The 20,950-nt window shown below is 33.2% G+C and carries 20 protein-coding genes and 1 tRNA gene; 5 read left to right on the top strand and 16 right to left on the bottom strand.

What is annotated here, in order from left to right:
- Nucleotides 1-2: 2 nt before the first annotated feature.
- The 16 genes from P3875_RS12020 to P3875_RS11945 form a co-directional block, all read right to left on the bottom strand.
- Complete coding sequence (locus P3875_RS12020; protein WP_303444193.1) at nt 3-1,775, bottom strand: nitric oxide reductase activation protein NorD; 1,773 nt, start codon at nt 1,773-1,775, stop codon at nt 3-5.
- A gap of 6 nt (nt 1,776-1,781) precedes the next feature.
- On the bottom strand, nt 1,782-2,564 hold the full coding sequence (locus P3875_RS12015; protein ID WP_303444192.1) for a CbbQ/NirQ/NorQ/GpvN family protein: 783 nt from the start codon (nt 2,562-2,564) through the stop codon (nt 1,782-1,784).
- Between the two features lie 69 nt (nt 2,565-2,633).
- Nucleotides 2,634-3,974 (bottom strand): cbb3-type cytochrome c oxidase subunit I, encoded by a 1,341-nt coding sequence (locus tag P3875_RS12010; RefSeq protein WP_303444191.1) that lies wholly within the window; start codon nt 3,972-3,974, stop codon nt 2,634-2,636.
- A 17-nt stretch (nt 3,975-3,991) separates the two neighbouring features.
- Entirely contained in the window at nt 3,992-4,426 is a 435-nt protein-coding gene (locus P3875_RS12005; RefSeq protein WP_303444190.1) for a c-type cytochrome, read from the bottom strand.
- Nucleotides 4,427-4,654: 228 nt separating this feature from the next.
- Nucleotides 4,655-4,728, bottom strand: a tRNA-Met gene (locus P3875_RS12000).
- Nucleotides 4,729-4,845: 117 nt separating this feature from the next.
- Nucleotides 4,846-5,571, bottom strand: a complete 726-nt coding sequence (locus P3875_RS11995) for a GIN domain-containing protein (protein ID WP_303444189.1) — start codon at nt 5,569-5,571, stop codon at nt 4,846-4,848.
- 16 nt (nt 5,572-5,587) lie between these two features.
- Nucleotides 5,588-5,950 carry a hypothetical protein gene (locus P3875_RS11990; protein WP_303444188.1) on the bottom strand — a complete coding sequence of 121 codons (363 nt, stop codon included), beginning with the start codon at nt 5,948-5,950 and terminating at the stop codon, nt 5,588-5,590.
- A 68-nt stretch (nt 5,951-6,018) separates the two neighbouring features.
- On the bottom strand, nt 6,019-6,732 hold the full coding sequence (locus tag P3875_RS11985) for a GIN domain-containing protein (RefSeq protein WP_303444187.1): 714 nt from the start codon (nt 6,730-6,732) through the stop codon (nt 6,019-6,021).
- Between the two features lie 72 nt (nt 6,733-6,804).
- Nucleotides 6,805-8,034: an ATP-dependent Clp protease ATP-binding subunit ClpX gene (gene clpX / locus P3875_RS11980; RefSeq protein WP_303444186.1), complete on the bottom strand. Its 1,230-nt coding sequence runs from the start codon at nt 8,032-8,034 to the stop codon at nt 6,805-6,807.
- 5 nt (nt 8,035-8,039) lie between these two features.
- Nucleotides 8,040-8,717: an ATP-dependent Clp endopeptidase proteolytic subunit ClpP gene (clpP, locus tag P3875_RS11975; protein WP_303444185.1), complete on the bottom strand. Its 678-nt coding sequence runs from the start codon at nt 8,715-8,717 to the stop codon at nt 8,040-8,042.
- 84 nt (nt 8,718-8,801) lie between these two features.
- On the bottom strand, nt 8,802-10,124 hold the full coding sequence (gene tig, locus P3875_RS11970) for a trigger factor (protein ID WP_303444184.1): 1,323 nt from the start codon (nt 10,122-10,124) through the stop codon (nt 8,802-8,804).
- Nucleotides 10,125-10,224: 100 nt separating this feature from the next.
- On the bottom strand, nt 10,225-10,566 hold the full coding sequence (locus P3875_RS11965) for a phage holin family protein (RefSeq protein WP_303444183.1): 342 nt from the start codon (nt 10,564-10,566) through the stop codon (nt 10,225-10,227).
- A gap of 8 nt (nt 10,567-10,574) precedes the next feature.
- Nucleotides 10,575-12,128, bottom strand: coding sequence for an SGNH/GDSL hydrolase family protein (locus tag P3875_RS11960; RefSeq protein ID WP_303444182.1), 1,554 nt, complete (start codon nt 12,126-12,128; stop codon nt 10,575-10,577).
- Nucleotides 12,129-12,137: 9 nt separating this feature from the next.
- Complete coding sequence (locus P3875_RS11955) at nt 12,138-13,388, bottom strand: OmpP1/FadL family transporter (protein WP_303444181.1); 1,251 nt, start codon at nt 13,386-13,388, stop codon at nt 12,138-12,140.
- Between the two features lie 132 nt (nt 13,389-13,520).
- Nucleotides 13,521-14,282, bottom strand: coding sequence for an alpha/beta fold hydrolase (locus P3875_RS11950; protein WP_303445444.1), 762 nt, complete (start codon nt 14,280-14,282; stop codon nt 13,521-13,523).
- Nucleotides 14,283-14,290: 8 nt separating this feature from the next.
- Nucleotides 14,291-15,004, bottom strand: coding sequence for a pyridoxine 5'-phosphate synthase (locus P3875_RS11945; RefSeq protein ID WP_303444180.1), 714 nt, complete (start codon nt 15,002-15,004; stop codon nt 14,291-14,293).
- Between the two features lie 71 nt (nt 15,005-15,075).
- Between P3875_RS11945 and P3875_RS11940 the strand changes: the two genes are divergently transcribed.
- From P3875_RS11940 to P3875_RS11920, 5 genes are all read left to right on the top strand, one after another.
- Nucleotides 15,076-15,747 carry a CBS domain-containing protein gene (locus P3875_RS11940; protein ID WP_303444179.1) on the top strand — a complete coding sequence of 224 codons (672 nt, stop codon included), beginning with the start codon at nt 15,076-15,078 and terminating at the stop codon, nt 15,745-15,747.
- An 8-nt stretch (nt 15,748-15,755) separates the two neighbouring features.
- Nucleotides 15,756-16,640 (top strand): NAD kinase, encoded by an 885-nt coding sequence (locus tag P3875_RS11935; protein ID WP_303444178.1) that lies wholly within the window; start codon nt 15,756-15,758, stop codon nt 16,638-16,640.
- Between the two features lie 75 nt (nt 16,641-16,715).
- On the top strand, nt 16,716-17,405 hold the full coding sequence (gene porG, locus P3875_RS11930; RefSeq protein ID WP_303444177.1) for a type IX secretion system protein PorG: 690 nt from the start codon (nt 16,716-16,718) through the stop codon (nt 17,403-17,405).
- Between the two features lies 1 nt (nt 17,406).
- The gene (locus tag P3875_RS11925; RefSeq protein ID WP_303444176.1) at nt 17,407-18,147 is read left to right on the top strand and encodes an isoprenyl transferase; all 741 of its coding nucleotides are present in this window, start codon (nt 17,407-17,409) and stop codon (nt 18,145-18,147) included.
- Nucleotides 18,148-18,159: 12 nt separating this feature from the next.
- Nucleotides 18,160-20,940 carry a BamA/OMP85 family outer membrane protein gene (locus P3875_RS11920; RefSeq protein WP_303444175.1) on the top strand — a complete coding sequence of 927 codons (2,781 nt, stop codon included), beginning with the start codon at nt 18,160-18,162 and terminating at the stop codon, nt 20,938-20,940.
- The last annotated feature ends 10 nt before the right edge of the window (nt 20,941-20,950 follow it).

Raw genomic sequence — 20,950 nt, 5'->3', positions numbered from 1 at the left:
ATTTATTGATGTTTAATTTTTTCGTACAACTTTACCATTGCTTTTATTAATGCGTTGGGCGATGTTAATATTTGATAATGATTTTGACCAAACATTTGTGGTAAATAATATTTTGCTTGCGCTTCTATTGCTAAAGCGTATGAATTTATTTTTTGTTCATTAAGTTCGCGTAAGGCTTGTTTTACATCATTTATACCATATTGCCCCTCGTATTTATCGTAATCATTAGGTTTTCCATCAGAAAGTACAATAATCCATTTATTTTTAGCATCTAATTTATTTAAACGAGCACCTGCGTGTCTTAAAGCCGGACCTATACGTGTATATCCGTTTGGTTCAACTGCTCCAATTTTATTTTTTGCGGAGTTCCAATTTTCATTGAAATCTTTTAAAGTGAGGTATGTATTAAAATTTCGAGTTTTTGAATAAAATCCATCTATTGCAAAATCTATTTGAAATTCGTTTAAAATTTCGCCAAATAAAATAGAAACTTCTTTTTCCACATCTATAACTCTGTTACCTGCAGCATATCCATCACTAGACAAACTAATATCTAACAAAACCAATATAGCAAGATCTTTATTTTGCTTGCGTTTGGATAGATACACACGTTCGTCGGGCGATTTTCCTGAATGAATATCGGTGTACAAATCGGTTAATGCATCTAAATCAAACGAATCGCCTTGTAATTGCTTGCGTTGTTGTTGCATTTTATTATTTACACTTGTTAACATTTTACGCAAACCGCTTAAAGTTGCTTTATATTTTATAAGTGTATTTTTGTAATAATTTGGACTGGTTTGCTTTTGATTTTTAGTGTAAACTTTACAAAACTGAGTTAAATATTTGCGTTTTTTAAAATCCCATTCATCGTATTCATAACAAACACCAGTTTCTTCGGCTTCGGCACTTTCTGCAACCGATGTGTTTTCAACAAAATCTGCTTGATATACCGAATGTGTTAGATCATCAACCCGAACCGTAAAACGCATATTCATTTCTTCTAAAGCTTCTTGGTGGTCTTCTAATTCATCACGCCCATCAAAATCGCGCCAATTGCCGTTGAATTCTTCTGCCGTTTCAATTTTTTCAAAACTGTGCATTAAAACATAATCTTCTTGCTGTTTTTTATCAATCATTAACGATTCAATTTCTTCAACCGCCTTTGTTTTTAAAGTAGTTTCGGGTGTTAAATTGGGTTGATTTTTGTAAACCTTATCGTTAAAATTTTGTAAAAAATCTTTTTCATCTTCTGCATCAGCATTCTTCATCCATTTACCGTACAACCAAGATAAATCGGGGGTATTGGTATTTTTAAGCAAAGGTAATTGCGCGTACATTTCGTTATAAACAACTTGCATTGCAGGAAAATTTTTAAAAAGATTTTCTAAAACAATAGGTGCCGTTTCGTATGCTTTTTCTAATGCTTGTTGATGGGTTGTGTTTGCACTGTTAGCTTGCCAATTAAAATTTAAATTGCGTTGTTGATGCAAATACAAAATTCTAAAAAAATAAAATTTTAAATTTTCTTGATACGTTTCAAAAAGCGCACAATTAATGGGTAAAAAAAAGTTTTTGTTTTTGTACCCTCCTTCCCTTTCGGCTGGATAAATTTCAATAGCTTCGCCACAAATAGCACGAGCAAAAAGTGTTAAACGCGGTTTTATATCTGCTAAAACAACTTGTTTTTTTAACAGTTCGGCATTATTATTTCGTTTATTTTTAAAATACTTTAGTACTTTTTTATATAGAAATTCATCTAATTCAAATCCCATTTTTTATTAAATCATTAAATCACATAAATCTTTAAGTGCCTGAATTGTATCTAATTCATCGGTTAAAGGCTCAATAACCGCTACATGAACCGCTAAGCGCTTAGGTAAACCGTTGGTAATTAACTTAGCAGCATCAACCAACAAACGTGTTGAAACGGTTTCGGTTAAACCTAATTCGGTTAAATTTCTAATTTTTGAAGCAATTGTTACCAATTTTATAGCAATTTCGGCAGCTATACCGGTTTCATTCACTAATATTTCGGCTTCGGTTTTTGGATTGGGATAATTAAATGAAAGAGCCACAAAACGTTGCCTTGTTGAAGGTTTTAGTTCTTTAAATCCTTTTTGATAACCAGGATTAAATGATGCTACCAAAATAAAATCGGGATGCGCTTTAATGGTTTCACCTAATTTATCAATAAAAAGTTCTCTACGGTGATCGGTAAGTGAGTGAATGGCAACAATTACATCGGGGCGCGCTTCGGCAACCTCATCTAAATACAAAATGTAACCGTTTTTTACTGCGGTTGTTAAAGGACCATCAATCCAAATAGTTTCTGCACCTTTAATAATATACCTACCAATTAAATCAGTTGCCGATGTTTCTTCGTGACAACTAATGGTATACAATTTTTTATTTAGGGTGATTGCCATGAATTCAACAAAACGCGACTTACCTGAACCGGTAGGACCTTTTAATAACAATGGTAATTTAAGTTGATTAATGTGATTAAAAACCTCTATTTCGTTGCCAACAGCTTTGTAAAAAATAGTTTCTGTTTGTGTCATAATTCTTCTAAAAAAAACCGAAACCAAAACTTTAAAAATGTAAAGCTGTTGGTTTCGGTTGGTAAAATGTTAATTATTATCTTTTATTAACGCTTCATCGGTTGGTTTACCGTATTTAATAAATTCTAAAATGTAGCATATAATTCCGACTGTGAATAAAGTTGCACAAAGTATAAGTACAATAAAGTGAACTTTAATTTCATTTTGCACATCCATAAAATCCATTTTCATTTTGCGTTCCATATATACTTGGGCTACACCTGCAACACCAAAAGCTACTGTCATACCTAACATACCTACATTTGAGAACCAAAAAGCTAAATGTCCGCGTGTACTATCATACAATTTACGGCCAGTTAAATTAGGCATGGCATAACTAATAATAGCTAAAACTATCATAGCATAAGCACCCCAAAAAGCATAGTGCCCGTGCATTGCTGTAACTAATGTACCGTGCGTATAAATATTTGTTTGCGGTAAAGTATGCGCAAAACCTAACAAACCTGCGCCTATAAACGATACAATTGATGCGCCTATGGTCCAAAACAACGCTATTTTGTTAGGGTGATTTTTTTCGCCTTTACGATACATATACACTGCAAACAATGCCATGGCTAAAAATGCAAGTGGTTCTAGGGCAGAGAAAATTCCTCCTACAATTAACCAAATTTTATTTACACCTATGTAGTAATAATGGTGGCCTGTTCCTAAAATTCCCGACAAAAAAGTTAAACCAACAATTACATACAACCATTTTTCTATTACTTCTCTATCAACACCGGTTAATTTAATTAATAAGTACGATAAAATACCACCCATGATTAATTCCCAAACACCTTCAACCCATAAATGCACTACCCACCAACGGAAAAATGAATCGGTTACTTGGCTATCAAACCAAATCATACCTGGCAAATACAATAATGCTGCGAATAATAAGCCCATTGAAAGCACTAATGCTGTAGTGGTTCGGCGTTTGGCTTTGTATAAAGTTCCTAAAATTAAACCTAAGAAAAGTAAAACATTAACAACCACTAAATAATCTAATTCACGAGGAATTTCTAAAAATTTACGACCTTCCCAAATGTTAAAATGATATCCAATAATTGCCAAAACACCAACAACAGCAAGCGATATAAGCTGTACGTACGCTAATTTTACATTTATTAATTCGCGTTGTGCTTCTTCAGGAATAATATAATATGCAGCCCCCATAAAGCCGGTTAGCAACCAAACTACTAATAAATTGGTGTGCACGGCACGTGCTGTGTTAAAAGGAATAAAGTCGTGTAAACCGTCCATTCCAATTCGGGCAAAGCCCATGATAAAACCATAGATAATTTGTAATGCAAATAACAACATGCATAATCCAAAGAACCAATAAGCTACTTTTTGTGATTTAAATTTCATATTTCTATTTTTTTGGATTATTCTTTATCTTTTACTAAAGGCGATACCACACGATCAAAGCCATTTAAATCAATATTACCTATCCATTTAAAATAAGCAATCATTGCTTCGGCATCGGCATCGTTCATTTCATATTTCACCATTTTTCTACCTCGTGCACCCCAAGGTACTGGTGATTGTAATGCCGCTTTTACATAAACTTCGCCCCTACGTTCAATTACTTTAGTAAGTTCGGGTGCGTAATAACCACCTTCACCAAGTATGGAATGGCATCCCATGCAATTGTTCGATTCCCAAAGTTCTTTACCTCTAATAACTTTTGCATCAATCTTATCATGATAAGTTTGATCATTTTTAGGCATGAACGAATAGATGGTTAAGCCTATAAAGACTAAAAAGGTAACTACTGTTCCGCCTAAAAAAAATGCTCGTGCTTGTGATTTTGATAACATATTTTTTAGATTTTTTTTAAGATTATAAAAGACTTTTTTATCTTTTAATTTGTTACAAAAGTAAGTACTAAAAAAAGTTAATTGTTATGATGCAAATCATACTTTACAAAATATATTAGTGCTATAATTTAATTGATGAAGACTAAATTACATTCAAAATTTAAGATGAAATAAATTTTGAATGTAATGTATAAAAAAAGAGAACCAATAGTAATTGATTCTCTTTTGTAGCGAAGACGGGAGTTGAACCCGTGACCTCAGGGTTATGAATCCTGCGCTCTAACCAACTGAGCTACCTCGCCGTTTGGTTTCTTATTTCGGTTGCAAATGTAAAAAGATTTTTAATGTTTGCAAAGAAAAATCGCAATAAAAAACCACTTTTTTTTAAACAAAAACTTACCTTTCTGTTTTTGAACCACTTAAATTTCTTCTTTTATCGCATTTCCATCTGCATTTTCGGTAACATTTACTGTTTTTGTAAAACGATAGTACAAATTTCCCGATCCGTTTAAAGCGCCGTCAATACCATTTACGGTGTTTGTAAAAATATTTCCAGAATTGTTTGCCTCAACTTCTGTAAAAAAATTCGATAGTTCTTTCATGTCAATATCGCCAGTACTGTTGCTTTTTATTTTTACTGTATTTGCATTACCTGTTACTTTAATAGCTGCGTTGTTTTCGGTATTTAGTTCTAATTGTTCTACTTTAACCTTTAAATCCATTGAACCAGAACCAGTATTGGTTAACTTTAAGCTAGCAGTTTCTATAGCCGCTAAATTAGTTATGCTACCTTTATCGCCCATTAAAGTTATTTCGTTTAAATCTTTAGTGGTTAACGTAATTACTAAAGGTTGTGTAGCGCTTAAAATTTCAAATCCTGGCTTGCGTTTTAAAGTTAGCACTTGGTTGTTTACGGTAATGCTTACCAATTGGTGTAAATTACCATCACCAGCTGTTTTTATTGTGTTTTTAAACGGATTGTTTAACAATTCAACGGTTACATCGCCATCAATAACTACTTTGTTGTATTTTTCTACACGACGGTTTTTTTCTTGAACAATTCCGTTTCCTTTTATTTTTCGAACTTGTGAATAGCTGGTTATTGTTAATAATGAAACCAGTAACATTGTTAAAATTTTCTTCATTTTATTTATAATTAGGTTAGAACACTGCTTCGGCCGCTTGAAAATCGAATATTTCTTCGGTAAAATCTAGTACTTCTGTTTTTAAAAAATTATTTTTTAAATCGTTTAAACCTTTTTCCATAAGTAGTGGGGTTGTAAACTTTCGGCTAACTCCTACTACATGATCGTTGATACTAACTTTAAAAAATAATTTACCCGACGGCGTTTTGTAATTTATAAATTGAATTAATGCAAAATTGCGTTTTAAAATATTTATTTCGCTTAAGCAATGTGCTTTAGATTGATAACTGTTACTTGTAAAAATTACACTTCCCTTGCGGTTATTGTATGTATATTTATAGCTGTTGTTTTCTTTTTTACTTATTACTAATGTACCCATGTTTGTTTTTAATACAAACAAATCTATCCATAAAATTACGGAAATGAAAATTGGTTTTTCCGTTTTTTTTAGTAAGGATTCACACTACCTATACCCGATATTTTTTGAAAAACTTTTAAGTCGGTATACTTTTTATAAGATACATTTCCTACCCCCGATATCTTAATATTTAATTCGTCTGTTGTATTCATTCTAGCATCACCATTGCCCGTAATTTCAATATTTGCTAACTTGTTATTTAAACTTTGCGCAAATAAACTACCTGTACCCGAAATATGTGCTTTTAATTCGGTACTTATTCCACGCAAACGCACATCTCCTGTACCTGTTGCAAAAACCGTGCTACTATTGTTAAAAAGTTTTACGCTAATATCACCAGTTCCCGAAACATGAAATTCAACATCGTTCACCAATGTAACATTATTAGTAACTAATGAGCCAGTACCAGCTATTACTATTTTTTGTAATTGCGGATTGTTGATTTTAATGGTAACTGGCGCTTTATTGCTTTGAATGGATAGGTCTTGTTTGTTTGATATGTTTAAGGAACCACCTTGGGTAGTGATACCCAAATTTTCAATAAGTGCTTTATCGCCCGTAATTTGTATAGTATTTGGCGGTACTGCTGAATCTAATTCAATATTTGCAATGGTGTTGTTTGATAAAGCAGTGTACTTTGAAACTTGTACCTTTTGACTAACAATTTCGCCCGATAATTCAATTTTTTTTGTGCATGAAGCAGTACAAATACTTATAAAAGTAAGTAACAACAATTTTTTCATTTTTTGTTTTAAAGCTACAAAAAAAGAATTTAAAAAAACAAAACCCTTTCAAAATAGAAAGGGTTTGTATAATTAAACGGTTAAAGCCAAACGCTTCATTAAGTTTTTATCTAAAGCGTGCTTTACAAAATCTTTATCAATTTCAAAACTTGTTTGGTTAGATCCCGGCAAATCGTACATAGGATCGGTTAAAACAGCTTCGCATAACGATCGCAATCCACGTGCTCCTAATTTGTATTCTAAAGCTTTATCAACAATATACCACAAAGCATCTTCGGTAAAAGTTAAGGTAACATCGTCCATTTCAAAAAGCTTTTGGTATTGTTTTACCAATGCATTTTTAGGTTCGGTTAAAATAGAACGCAAGGTATCACGATCTAACGGATCCATGTGCGTTAACACAGGTAACCTCCCTATAATTTCGGGTATTAAACCAAAATCTTTTAAATCTTTTGGAATAATGTATTGCAATAAATTGTTTTTATCGGCTTTTTCGTTTTCTTTTGATGAACCAAAACCTACGGCATGAAAATTCAATCGTTTGGTAATAATGCGTTCAATTCCATCAAAAGCACCGCCTGCTATAAACAAAATATTTTGAGTGTTTACTTCGATGAATTTTTGATCAGGGTGTTTTCTACCTCCTTTTGGCGGTACGTTAACAACCGATCCTTCTAAAAGTTTTAACAAAGCTTGTTGTACACCTTCGCCACTTACATCGCGGGTTATTGACGGATTATCGCTTTTACGAGCAATTTTATCAATTTCATCGATAAAAATAATACCGCGTTGCGCTTTTTCAACATCGTAATCGGCTGCTTGTAATAATTTAGTTAAAATCCCTTCAACATCTTCACCCACATAACCAGCTTCGGTTAAAACGGTTGCATCTACAATTGCTAAAGGCACATTTAACATACGTGCTATAGTTTTAGCAACCAATGTTTTACCTGTACCTGTTTGACCAACTACAATAATGTTACTTTTTTCAATTTCAACATCGTTTTTTAAATCTTGTTGCAATAAACGTTTGTAGTGATTGTAAACAGCTACCGAAAGCACTTTTTTGGTTTGATCTTGACCTATTACATATTGATCTAAAAACGCTTTAATTTCATGTGGTTTTTTTAACAAAACCTCATCTGACAATCCTGTTCCGTTTTGTTCTTTTAATTCTTCTAGTACAATACCGTGCGCTTGTTCAACACAATGGTCGCAAATATGGGCATCGATACCTGCAATTAAAATATTTGTTTCGGGTTTTGGTCTCCCACAAAATGAACAGTTATATCCTTCTTTCATTCTAATTATTCTCTGGTTAAAACTTCATCAATCATTCCATATTCTTTAGCTTCATCGGCACGCATCCAATAATCGCGTTCAGAATCTTTATACACTTTATCAAATGGTTGTTTGGCGTGTTTTGCAATGATTTGATATAATTCTTCTTTTAATTTTAGCATTTCTTTTAGGTTGATTTCCATATCGGTTGCAACACCTTGTGCCCCACCTGAAGGTTGGTGAATCATAACGCGTGAGTGAGGTAATGCCGAACGTTTACCATCGGCACCTGCACATAACAATACGGCACCCATTGATGCTGCCATTCCTGTACAAATTGTTGCTACATCGGGCTTTACAAATTGCATGGTATCGTAAATACCTAAACCTGCATAAACGCTACCACCTGGTGAATTAATGTAGATTGAAATATCTTTAGAAGCATCAACACTTTCTAAGAATAACAATTGCGCTTGAATAATATTTGCTACATAATCATCAACACCAGAGCCTAAAAAAATGATACGATCCATCATTAAACGTGAAAAAACATCCATCGAAGCAATGTTCATTGGGCGCTCTTCAATAATATAAGGAGTCATACTTGCTGCGGGTGTCATTGCAGCAATCATTTTATCGTAATACAAATTGTTTACTTTGTGGTGCTTAGTAGCATATTTTTTAAATTCTTTACCGTAATTCATATTTTTTTTTCTAAAAATGTTATAAAAAATAAGCGTCGAAACTCTTCGTTCGACGCTCAAATATACTTATTTTTTTGCTAAGAATTATTCTCCGTAAACTTCTTTAACGAAATCTTTGTAAGTTACTTCTTTAACGTTTGCATTTACTTTATCTGCAAATAATTTCATCATTTTATCGTTCATTAACTGCTCCGAAATACGTTTTACTTCGTCTTGGTTTGATAAAACACGTGATACAATGTTAGTTACATCATCTTCAGAAGGCTCTAACTGACCAAATTGTGCCATTTGATCTTTAATTAAGCCCGAAGTATAATCTTTAATTTCATCAAAAGTAATTTGCATTTCATTATCGGTAATAATTTTACCTTCAATTAATTGGTAACGCAATCCTTTTTCAGATTTTGTGTATTCTTCTTGTGCTTGTTCTTCGGTTAAAGTAGTTTCGCCAACAGTTTGTAACCATTTTACTAAAAATTCTTTAGGAAGTTCAAAGCTTGTATTTTCAATTAATGCTTCAACTGTATCGTTCATGAATTTTTGATCTGCTTGTTGTGCAAATTGCTTTTCGGCATCTTCTTTAATACGTGTTTTTAATTCGTCCTCAGAAGTTACTTTTCCTTCGCCAAATAATTTATCGAAAAATTCTTGGTTTAATTCTGCTTTTTCTTGAGTTGAAATTTCTTCGATTGTAAAAGTGACTTCAACATCTAAACCGTGTACTTTATCGTGATCAACTTTTAAAACGTCCATTAATTTATGGTCGTCTTCAAATAAACCTTTTGTAGAAATTACAACCTCATCGCCTACTTTTTTACCAATAAATTTCTTTTGGTTTGTTTTAGTACGAATGATTGATACGTTAAATGTAGTTTCGTTTTCAATACCTTCTTCTGTATTGGCAACTTTCACACGAATATCATCACCTTCTTCTACTTTTTCTTTAGAAACTAATTTTCCGTATTGTTTTTGTATGTATTCTACCTGTTCGTTTACCATTTCTTCATCGGCAACAATTTGGTATTTTGTTGTATTTTTAGCTGCAGCTAAATCTACTGCAAACTCAGGAGCTAAACCTAATTCAAAATCAAAACTTAATGTATCTGCATCCCAATCAATATCTTTAGCAACCGGAAGTGGATTACCTAAAATATCAATTTTTTCTTCGTTTAAATAGTTGTTTAAACTTTCTTGCAACAATTTGTTTACTTCATCAAACATAATTGCCTGACCATATTGCTTTTTAACTAATGAAGCAGGTACTTGTCCTTTTCTAAAACCAGGTATATTAGCGTTCTTTTTGTATTCTTTAAGAACATTTTCTACTTTGGTAGCGTAATCATCTTTGGTTACTTCAATTGTAATAACTGCATTTAAAGCATCTACATTATTTCTTGTGATATTCATTGTAAATTTTGTTTTCTAACTAAAATTGGCTTGCAAAAATACATTATTTTTACAAGCCAATCAAATTTTTAAATAATTGAATATTAATTATTAGTAAAAATTAATCACTACCTATGATTCCATCTAGTATCGATTGTAAAATTGATAGGATTAAACTAAACAATAACGCAGGAATAAAGCCATTTACCTGAAAGCCTGTTACTATACTGCCACACAACATTATTATTAATGCGTTTATTACAAATAAAAACAAACCTAAGGTTAAAATATTTATGGGCATTGCAATTAGTTGTAATATTGGTTTTACTAAAAAATTTAATATTGCCAATACAATTACAACTACAATTGATGAACCAAAACCATCTACACTTACACCTGGTAAAAAATACGAGAGTAAGGATACTATGATTGCCGTTGCTATTAATTTTATAATTATTTTCATTTATCTACTTAATTAGATGCTTTTAAAGTAACACCTGGATAATTACCTGGTACTAATAAAGGTAATTTAGATTTGTAATGTTCGTTTATTACTTTAATAATTTCGTTAGAAATAAAAGCATATCCACGTGGGTTTGGATGCACACCATCTAAAGAAAACAATACTTTATTAAGGTTTTTACCATTAAAGTAATTAGCTGTATAAATTTGACCATCGTTTAAACGAATACCCGACGTTAAATAACGTAAAATAGCGTTCATATCTGCAACTGCTAAGTTTTTAGATTTTGCAGTAGCCCAAATAATATCATTAAACGCATCGGTAGCTTCTTTAATATTTTCTTGTTCAGATGGAATTAAAGCGTATTTATCTTCTAAAGGAAAAGTAACCCCTAATTTATCTAACGGAGCTGGCATAGACGACGTTTTTCCTATTACTGCACTTGTTCCTAAAACAAATAAATCGTTTTTAGTTGCATGGCGCGCCTTACCAAATACTTGCCCAATTGCTGTAGCTTGTTGTGCAGGAATTTGATTTGCAATTAAAGCACCTGTAATAACAGCTGACATATCTGTTAAAGTTTCATCGGTAATTAAAAGTGGATTTGGATTTGTTGTAGAATACAACTGAATACGATCACCTTGCCCAACTGCAGTTAAAATTTGTTTAATTGGTCCTAATAACTGTGCATTTAATTGGTTAACAGTTGCTGCTCCGCCTAATGCCTCAGCAGTTAAAGGATTAAAAGGCACTGTTGTAAAATGCGGAATTGATGTTACATATGGTATTGTTGCAACTACCCCTTTTGCCCCTTTGCTTGTTAAAGTATTAACAATGGTGCTGTAAGCCGAAGCAAAAACTTGCGGATCTGTAATATCATTAGCACCATACGTTGCTGGGTTTAAATTACCCTCTTGGTTTACACCAACACCACCTGAAGTTGCGTATGACAATACATCGTTAGATCCAATCCAGTTTGTAAAAAATGTAGGATTTAAACTCATTGCATCACCTAAAACCGTAGCATTAGCTGTTGTTGCATGGCGTACAAAATAAGGGTTAGCTGTACCATTTGCTAAATTTGCTATATTACCATATCCTGGTGCTAACAAATGAAATGATTTTGCTAATGGAACACCCATATTATTGTAAGCCATTTTTTGTAAGCTGCTAACTTCTATAGTTGGACTGCCTTTTAAGTTTTCTGGTCCACCAACAGCCATGTTTAAAATTAATCGCGTATTAGCTATTTTTTGTCCCATAAATAACAAACCTCCCATATCATTAGTATCGTCTTCAAACGAAGGTTGCGTAAAAGCACCACCACCAACAACTGCAAATTGTTTTGCTAATAAACTAGGAAAAGAATACTGTTGGCCAGAACGATACATTGTTCCATCCATAAAACCCGATGTTAACGAATTTCCTAATGCTACATAAGTTGTAAAATCAGCTTCGCCTTTAGAATAGGTTTCGTTTGATACTTCGTTTTCAAATTCGGGTTCACAAGCAGCAAATCCTATTGCACATGCTGCTAATATAATTGATTGATATTTTTTCATGTTACTAAATTAAAAGTTATACGACAAACCTAATCCTAATGAATATGCCGATGAACGGTAATCGCCTCCAAAAGATACATGTGTACCGTCTTCTGTATAGTGGTTGTAAGAATTATTGGTTTCTTTAAAGTTTAATGCAGTTGCTGCAAAATCGATACCCAATTTAGGCGACACTTGGTATGTAAAACCAACTGTACCTGCCAACGCGTTGTTACGTGGTGTTTCTGGAGCAAAATATCCATCTTGAACCGGAGAAATATCGTAATAACCACCTACACGAGCAGAGAATTTTTCGGTTGGAGCAAATTGTAAACCACCGCGAATTGTTGCACTGCTTTTATAGTTTCTTGGGTTTACCGATTTGCCAATTGACGGGTTATCAAATTCAATAACTAAATTATCATAAGCTTTCCAAAAAGTATAGTTGTAATCAACAGCAGCTAACCATTTGTTGTTAATTTGGTAAGAAAAACCAACTGTTAACTCTGCAGGTAAAGGCATGGTTGCATTAAATTTTCCGTTAGGATATGCCCCTTGTAAAAAGCTTGGCAAATCATGAAAACTTGCATCGCCACCTTCTACTTTCATATCAATTTGTGAACGGTAGTTTGCCCCAAAAGTAACATATTCGTCTAAACGTGCAGTAACACCAACGTTGTATCCCCACGCGCTTACACCTTGCGCATCAATTGTAACATCAGAACGGTTTCCGTTTTCATCTACCAAGCTACGTGATAAGTTTCTATTAAAAGTAACGCCACCGTTTACATAAATTAAACCAGCACCTAAACTAATGTTATCGCTAATTTTATACGATACTGTTGGCTGTACAAAAATTGCTTGTAAGTCTATATTATTTACTAAATGTGAACCTGGCCAATCTTGTTGCCATTCTACAGAACTTCCATAAGGTGTATAAACCGCTAAACCAACTGAGAATTTGTTAGAAACTTGATAGTTTCCGTACAAATAAAAAGGGGTACCCATGTTTTCTGATGAGTTAGACCAATTGTATAACGAATTTTGGAATTTTACATTGGAAAACAATGCAGTTGCACCAGCTGAAAAACTCCACTTATTTTTTAAAAAAGTACCGCTGGCTGGGTTAAAAAACAAACTTTCGGCATTTTGACCAATCACAGCCACACCTGTATGCCCCATTGCTAATTGGCGTTGACCTTGCATACTTATACGGTATCCACCCGCGAAAGCATTTGCAGCGATTAACGACAATAAAGAAATAGATAAAACTTTCTTCATAACTAAACGTTTATTAATGTTAGTATTTCAAATATAAAACATTTTGCAAAAGTTTAATAACTTGGTGTTAAAAATTATTAAATTATTACGTTTAGTTGATTTTAAGCTTGTTTTTTTTATTATGCGTGCATATTATTTTAAAAAATTGATTGATTTCTCAAAGAATTCAACAGCATTATCGGCGTGCAACCAATGCCCAGCATTTGAAATGGTTTCAATTGTTGCTAATGGAAAGTGCTTTTTTATCAACTCTTCATCTGCATTTGTTATATAATGCGATTTACTTCCTTTTAAAAACAAAGTTGGTTTATTAAAAACAGTATCAATAGGTAACGCTTCGCCAATAAGCGTATCATCGTTATTAAAAGCGTTTAAATTAAAGCGAAAACCTAATTGTTGGGGTGTAACACGATAAACATTCTTCATTAAAAATTGAACAACACCTGGTTCTGTTACATGTTTTTCAATAGTTACTTGCACTTCATTACGCGATGGATTTTGCGAAAAATCAACTGCGTTTAAAGCCGCCATAACATCTTGATGGTGCGGTTTGTAATATTTGGGTGAAATATCGGCTACTATTAATTTACGAACCAAATTTGGAAAATTAACTGCTAAATACATGGCTACTTTTCCACCCATTGAGTGGCCGATAACATCTATTTCAGCCAAATTATTCGTTTGGCAGTATGCAACTACATCTTCAGCCATTACATGATAGTTGAATATATCTGAATGAAAACTACGTCCGTGGTTGCGTAAATCTAACATATGAACTTCAAAACCATTTTCGGCATATTTAGTACCTAAGGTTTTCCAGTTGTCGCTCATTCCTAAAAAACCATGTAAAATAAGTAAGGGCTTACCAGCTCCTTCAACTTTTGCGTATAAAATATCGTTCATTAGCGCAACTTTTGATTGTATAAACACACTACATTTTCTAAGCCTAAATAAATTGCTTCAGAAATTAAAGCATGCCCTATAGAAACTTCTAACAAACCAGGAATATTCTGTTTAAAAAATTCAATATTATCTAAACTTAAATCGTGCCCAGCGTTAATACCTAAACTTAATGCATTTGCCAATTCTGCTGCTTTTGCGTATGGTTCAATTGCTTTTAAGTTTCCTAAACCGTATTGGTGCGCAAATTCTTCGGTGTACAATTCTATGCGATCGGTTCCGGTTTCTTTAGCACCTTCAATCATAGATAAAACAGGATCTACAAAAATAGAAGTTCTAATATTATTGCGCTTAAATTCGGCAATTACCTCTTTTAAATAAGCCTGATGTTTAACTGTATCCCAACCAGCGTTTGATGTGATTGCATCAACTGCATCGGGTACTAAAGTTACTTGGGTTGGTTTGCATTCTAATACCAAATTCATAAAATCGTCCATTGGATTTCCCTCAATATTGTATTCGGTAGTTACAACCTTAACTAAATCACGAGCATCTTGGTAGCGAATGTGTCGTTCATCGGGTCTAGGATGAATAGTTACCCCCTGTGCGCCAAACAGTTGTACATCGGCAGCTACTTTTAACAAATTAGGCACATTACCGCCACGCGCATTACGCAAAGTAGCTATTTTATTGATATTTACAGATAATTTTGTCATTAGTAAAGTAATTTATCAACAAAAATACAAAGTAAATTGGGTGTAAAACCGATTATTTTAATTATTTTGCAATGAATTTTTTTGTTATGAAATCGATACAAAACCTAATAAAACATAAACCTAAGCCGTTTTCTTTTAATACTAAATTTGAAGACGTGCTTCAGTTTACCGAAGAAAACCAGTTCAGTCACTTTCCGGTGGTTGAAAACGGAGTTTATATGGGCGCTATTGCAACGGTTGATATTATTCCATCTAAAACAAAAACAATTAATGAATATCGATACACGCTTTTACCTCATTTTATTAGGGAAGATGCCAGTTGGTTTGAAATTTTAGAAAAATTCGCACAGTTTGACTGTAATTTACTTACTGTTTTAAACGAAAACAACACTTATATGGGCTATATTTTATATACCGATGTTTTGCCTTTTTTAAACCAAACGCCTTTTATGAAAGATGCTGGTTTGGCACTTGTTGTTCAAAAACATTATTTAGATTACAGTATTAGTGAAATAGCACAAATTGTTGAAAGCAATAATTGTAAACTTTTAGGCATATTTGTATCGCAAATGGAAGATCACTTTGCACAAATTACCCTAAAAGCTACGGCTGGTAACATTAACGAAATTATTCAAACTTTTCGTAGGTTTGGATACGAAATTATATCAAACCACAACGAAGATTCTTATTTAAACGAACTTAAAAATCGTTCGGCTTATTTAGATAAATTTTTAAACATTTAGTTAAGTAGATGAAATTTGCCATATACGCTCAAAATTACAAACCAATATACAAAAACATTGTAGATAAAATTGTTTTTGCCTTACAAGAACATCAGGCCGAAATTATTTTTGAAAACGATTTTTACAACCTTTTAAACGAAAACAAGGTACTAAACTTTACCTGCCAAACTTTTTCATCGCATAACGATATTGCCGATGATACTAATTTTTTTATAAGCATTGGTGGCGATGGAACTTTATTGCGCGCAGCAAATTTTGTTAAAAGTAAAAACATACCAATAGTTGGTATAAATGCTGGTAGATTAGGCTTTTTAGCAAATGTACAACAAGAAGCTATTTCGGCTTTAATACCGCTTTTGTTTTCTAACCAATACACATTATCGCGTCGCACCTTATTACAACTTAATGCACCAAACCATGCTATAAACAGTTTTAATGTAAATTTTGCATTGAACGAAATTACTGTTACACGAAAAAACACCACATCAATGATAACGGTTGACACCTATATTAACGATGAATTTTTAGCCACTTATTGGGCCGATGGAATTATTATTTCAACACCAACAGGCAGTACAGGTTATAGCTTAAGTTGTGGCGGACCAATAATTACGCCCGATAGCAATTGCTTGGTAATAACCCCAATTGCACCACACAACTTAACTACTAGACCATTGATAATTAACGACAGAAGTAAAATTAGAATGAAAATTAGTAGCCGCGAAGCACATTTTTTACTTTCGTTAGATTCTGAAATGGCCACCGTGAGTACCGATTCTGAAATAGAAATTGCCTTAGCAAACCACACAGTAAATATGGTTGAATTTCCTTCGGTTACTTTTTTAAGAACCTTACGAAGTAAATTATTATGGGGTGAAGACAAAAGAAATTAACCACATTTTTGTAAAATACATCATAAATATAAAAATTATTCGTTTACATTAGTATATTTGCAAATTATCCATACAATGAAAAGAAAACTTTTAACCATATTAACTATTTTAGGTGCTTGTACAGCTCAAAGTCAAATTCACGAACTTGGGCCAACTGTTGGTGCAACCAATTATATTGGTGATATTGGATCAACCAAACACATTAATCCAACCGATATGGCATATGGTTTTCAATACAAATGGAACCGTAGCCCAAGACATTCATGGCGTTTAAATTACACTTACATGCCTATTACTGGAAAAGATTCCGAATCGGACATGCCTCTTAGAAAAGCTCGTAATTTATCAACAAAAAACACCATTAACGAATTGCTGTTAGGGCTAGAATTTAACTTTTTTGAATTTGACCTACACAACAGTTGGTTTGCTTTTACCCCTTATTTACACACAGGTTTAGCAGGCTTATCGTACCGCGAAACGTACTTTAACAACTTTAATAAGCAAATTGAAAAAGAAACTGAATATGCATTAGCTGTACCAATAACTCTTGGTATAAAAGCTTTACTTAATAAAAAAATGGTGCTTAGCGCCGAAATTGGCGCACGTTATTCCTTTACCGATAACTTAGACGGGAACAATCCTGCAAAACCATCAACTACAATTGTAGCTTTTGGCAACACCAACAGCAACGATTGGTATGTTTTTTCGGGTATTAGCTTATCGTACACTTTTGGTAAAAATCCATGTTATTGCGCCCCAAGATAAAATGAAAGAAAACACAATAATTCCTGAAAAACTACCCAAACATTTAGCCATAATTATGGACGGTAATGGCCGTTGGGCTAAACAAAAAGGTTTTTTACGCACTATAGGTCATGAAAACGGAGCTACAGCTGTGAAGCGAATTGTAGAGCAATGTGCACGTTTAGGAATACCATATTTAACACTTTATGCTTTTTCAACCGAAAACTGGAACCGCCCTCAGTTTGAAGTTGATATGCTAATGAAACTTTTAGTAAAAGCTTTAAAAAAAGAAGTAAAAACCTTACACGAAAACAATATTAAACTAAACGCAATTGGTAATTTAAATCTTTTGCCCGCTTCTGTTCGTAAAGAATTAACAGAAGTTTTAGAAAAAACAAAAAACAATAACCGCCTTACACTTTCGCTTGCTTTAAGCTACGGGTCTAGAAATGAACTAGTTGAAGCAACAAAAGAAATATGTAACAAAGTTAAAAATAATATAATTTCAATTGATGCTATTGATGAATCTATTATAAATGAGCATCTTTACACCAATAATTTACCCGATGTTGATTTGTTGATACGTACAAGCGGCGAACAACGCATTAGTAACTTTTTATTATGGCAAATTGCTTATGCCGAATTATACTTTTGCGACGTGCTTTGGCCCGACTTTTCTAACGAGCATCTTTTACAGGCTTTACAAGTTTACCAAAACCGTGAACGCCGATACGGTAAAACCAGTGAACAATTAAATAAATAATTTTTATAGATAATGCATCGCATAAAATTAAAATACTTTTTTCCATTATTAGTATGCTTTACAGTCAACACTGTAAAAGCGCAAACAGGCAATACAGCCAACACCGATAATAATGCAAAAGAAAACTTGCAAAACCAAGAAGATCAACCAGTTCAACAAAAAAAATACCGTTTAGGCACTGTTACAGTTAGCGGTAACCATCATTTTAACGAACTAACTATTTCTACCTATGCAGGTTTAGAAAAAGGCCAAATAATTAATTTACCTGGCGAAGAAATTTCAGATGCTATAAAAAAATTATGGAAAACAGGTTATTTTAACGATATTAACGTTTATCAAACTTCGATTGTAGACGATGTTATTAACCTTGAAATTTATCTAAACGAACTTCCGCGTTTAAAAGATGTACAAATTACTGGCGTTAAAAAATCTAAAAAAGAAGAAATTTTAAAAGATTTACAATTATCTGCTCCGGTAGTAAATACAACAGTACCAACTAAAGACAAGAAAATTAAAATTGTTGAAGGTAAAATTATCAACGAAAACCTTATTGCAAACACAAAAAATTATTTAACCAACAAATACCGCAAAGAAGGTTTTTACAACACTAAAGTAAACGTTACCAAACAATTACACAGCGATAACAAAACTGCCGATTTAATTATAGACATTAACAAAGGCCATAAAGTACGCATTTCTGATATTGATTTTGAAGGAAACAAGCAACTTGCAAATGCAAAATTGCGCAAAGCAATGAAAAAAACAAAGTTGCGAAGCCCACTAAATCCAATACGTATCTTTAAACCGTCGAAATTTATTGAAACTGAATATAAAAACGATTTATCAAATATTGTAGATGCCTATAAGGAAAAAGGATACCGCGATGCACGTATCATTTCTGAAAAAGCAACATATAACCCTAAAAACAATACGGTTGCAATAGATATTAATCTTGAAGAAGGCAATAAATATTACATTGGCGATATCCGTTTTATTGGTAATAGCGAATACCCAAGTCAGAATTTAAGAAACATTTTAGGATTACAAAAAGGCGAAGTTTACAACGGTGTTTTATTAGAAAAACGCGTTAAAGATCCTACAAACCCTGATGCTATGAATATTGAAAACGTGTATCAAAATGCAGGGTATTTATGGTCACAAGTAAATTTAATTGAAACAGCAACAAACAACGATACGATTGATTTTGATGTACGCATTTTTGAAGGTCCTGTAGCGCATTTTAATAACATTACCGTTTCAGGAAACGACAAAACACATGATTACATTATTTTACGTGAATTAAGAACTTTACCAGGACAAAAATGGTCAAAAGCTGATTTGGTTGAATCAGTACGCCGCTTAGGTAGTATGGGAATTTTCGATGCTTCGGCTTTAAACCCTGATGTTAAAAATGCCGATGCAGAAACAGCAACGGTTGATGTTGATTTTCCGGTTGTTGAAAACGGTCAATCGCAAGTTGAAGTACAAGGTGGTTACGGTGGTGGTACTTTTATAGGTACATTAGCTTTATCGTTTAATAACTTTTCTGCACGTAACATTTTTAATAAAGATGCTTATACCCCTTTCCCTATGGGCGATGCGCAAAAAATGTCGTTACGTTTACAAGCTGCATCGTACTTTAAAACGTATAGTTTAAGTTTTTCTGAACCATGGTTTGGTGGTCGTCGCCCAATATCGTTATTCGGTTCGGTATCGTACACAAGTCAAAAATCATATAACTTCACAACTCGTGATATAGACCGTAATCAAGGATTAAACATAACAACAGCAACTTTAGGTGTTGCAAAACGTTTATTAGTGCCAGATGACGCTTTTACATTATCACATTCGTTAAGTTTCCAGTATTATGAACTAAATAACTATTATTCTAACTTTTTTGCATTTCGTAACGGTTCTTCACGTAACTTAGCATATACGGTAGAATTATCACGTGATAATCGTGGAGGTTTAATGCCATCTATTTATCCGCAATCAGGTGCCTTTTTTAGCGTATCGGGTAAATTCACTTTCCCATATTCTTTAGTAAACAATATAGATTATAAAAATCTTGAAAATTTAGAAGAATACAAATACAAAACTACAAGTGTACAAACAAACCCAGTAACTGGTGCCGATATTCCAGCAGGTTCGTATCTAAATGAACAAGGCTTACCAGTTGCTAATTATCAAGATGCACGTGTAGATCAAGATAAATTAAACCAAAAGAAATTTAATTGGTTAGAATATTATAAAATTAATTTTAAAGCAGATTGGTACACTACTATTTTTGATAAATTAGTACTTCGTTCTCAAGGTCAATTTGGTTTTTTAGGCGCTTACAATAATGATCGTGGTATTATTCCATTTGAACGTTTTTATTTAGGAGGAAGTGGAATGATGATGAGTGCATTAGACGGACGTGAAAATGTAGCATTACGTGGTTACAGTGACAACTCGCTAAGCCCATCAAAATATGACAATGAATTAGGATATAATAGAGAAATTGGTGGTACCGTGTACAATAAATTCTCATTAGAATTACGTTATCCTATATCACTAAAAGGACAAATGAGTGCGTATGTGTTAACATTCTTTGATGCAGGTGCTGCATACGAAGGTTTTGCTAACTACAACCCATTTAAATTGCAACGTTCGGCAGGTGCAGGTGTTCGTGTTCACATGCCTATGTTTGGTTTATTAGGTATTGATTTTGGTTATGGATTTGATAAAATACCTGGCCGAAACGAAAAAGGTGGATGGCAAACACACTTTGTGCTGGGGCAACAATTTTAATGGCACACAT

It is taken from the genome of Myroides sp. JBRI-B21084 (assembly GCF_030545015.1).
Lineage (GTDB): Bacteria > Bacteroidota > Bacteroidia > Flavobacteriales > Flavobacteriaceae > Flavobacterium.
Note: the sequence above shows the minus strand (reverse complement) of the source record. Positions and strands in the feature narration are given on the sequence as shown.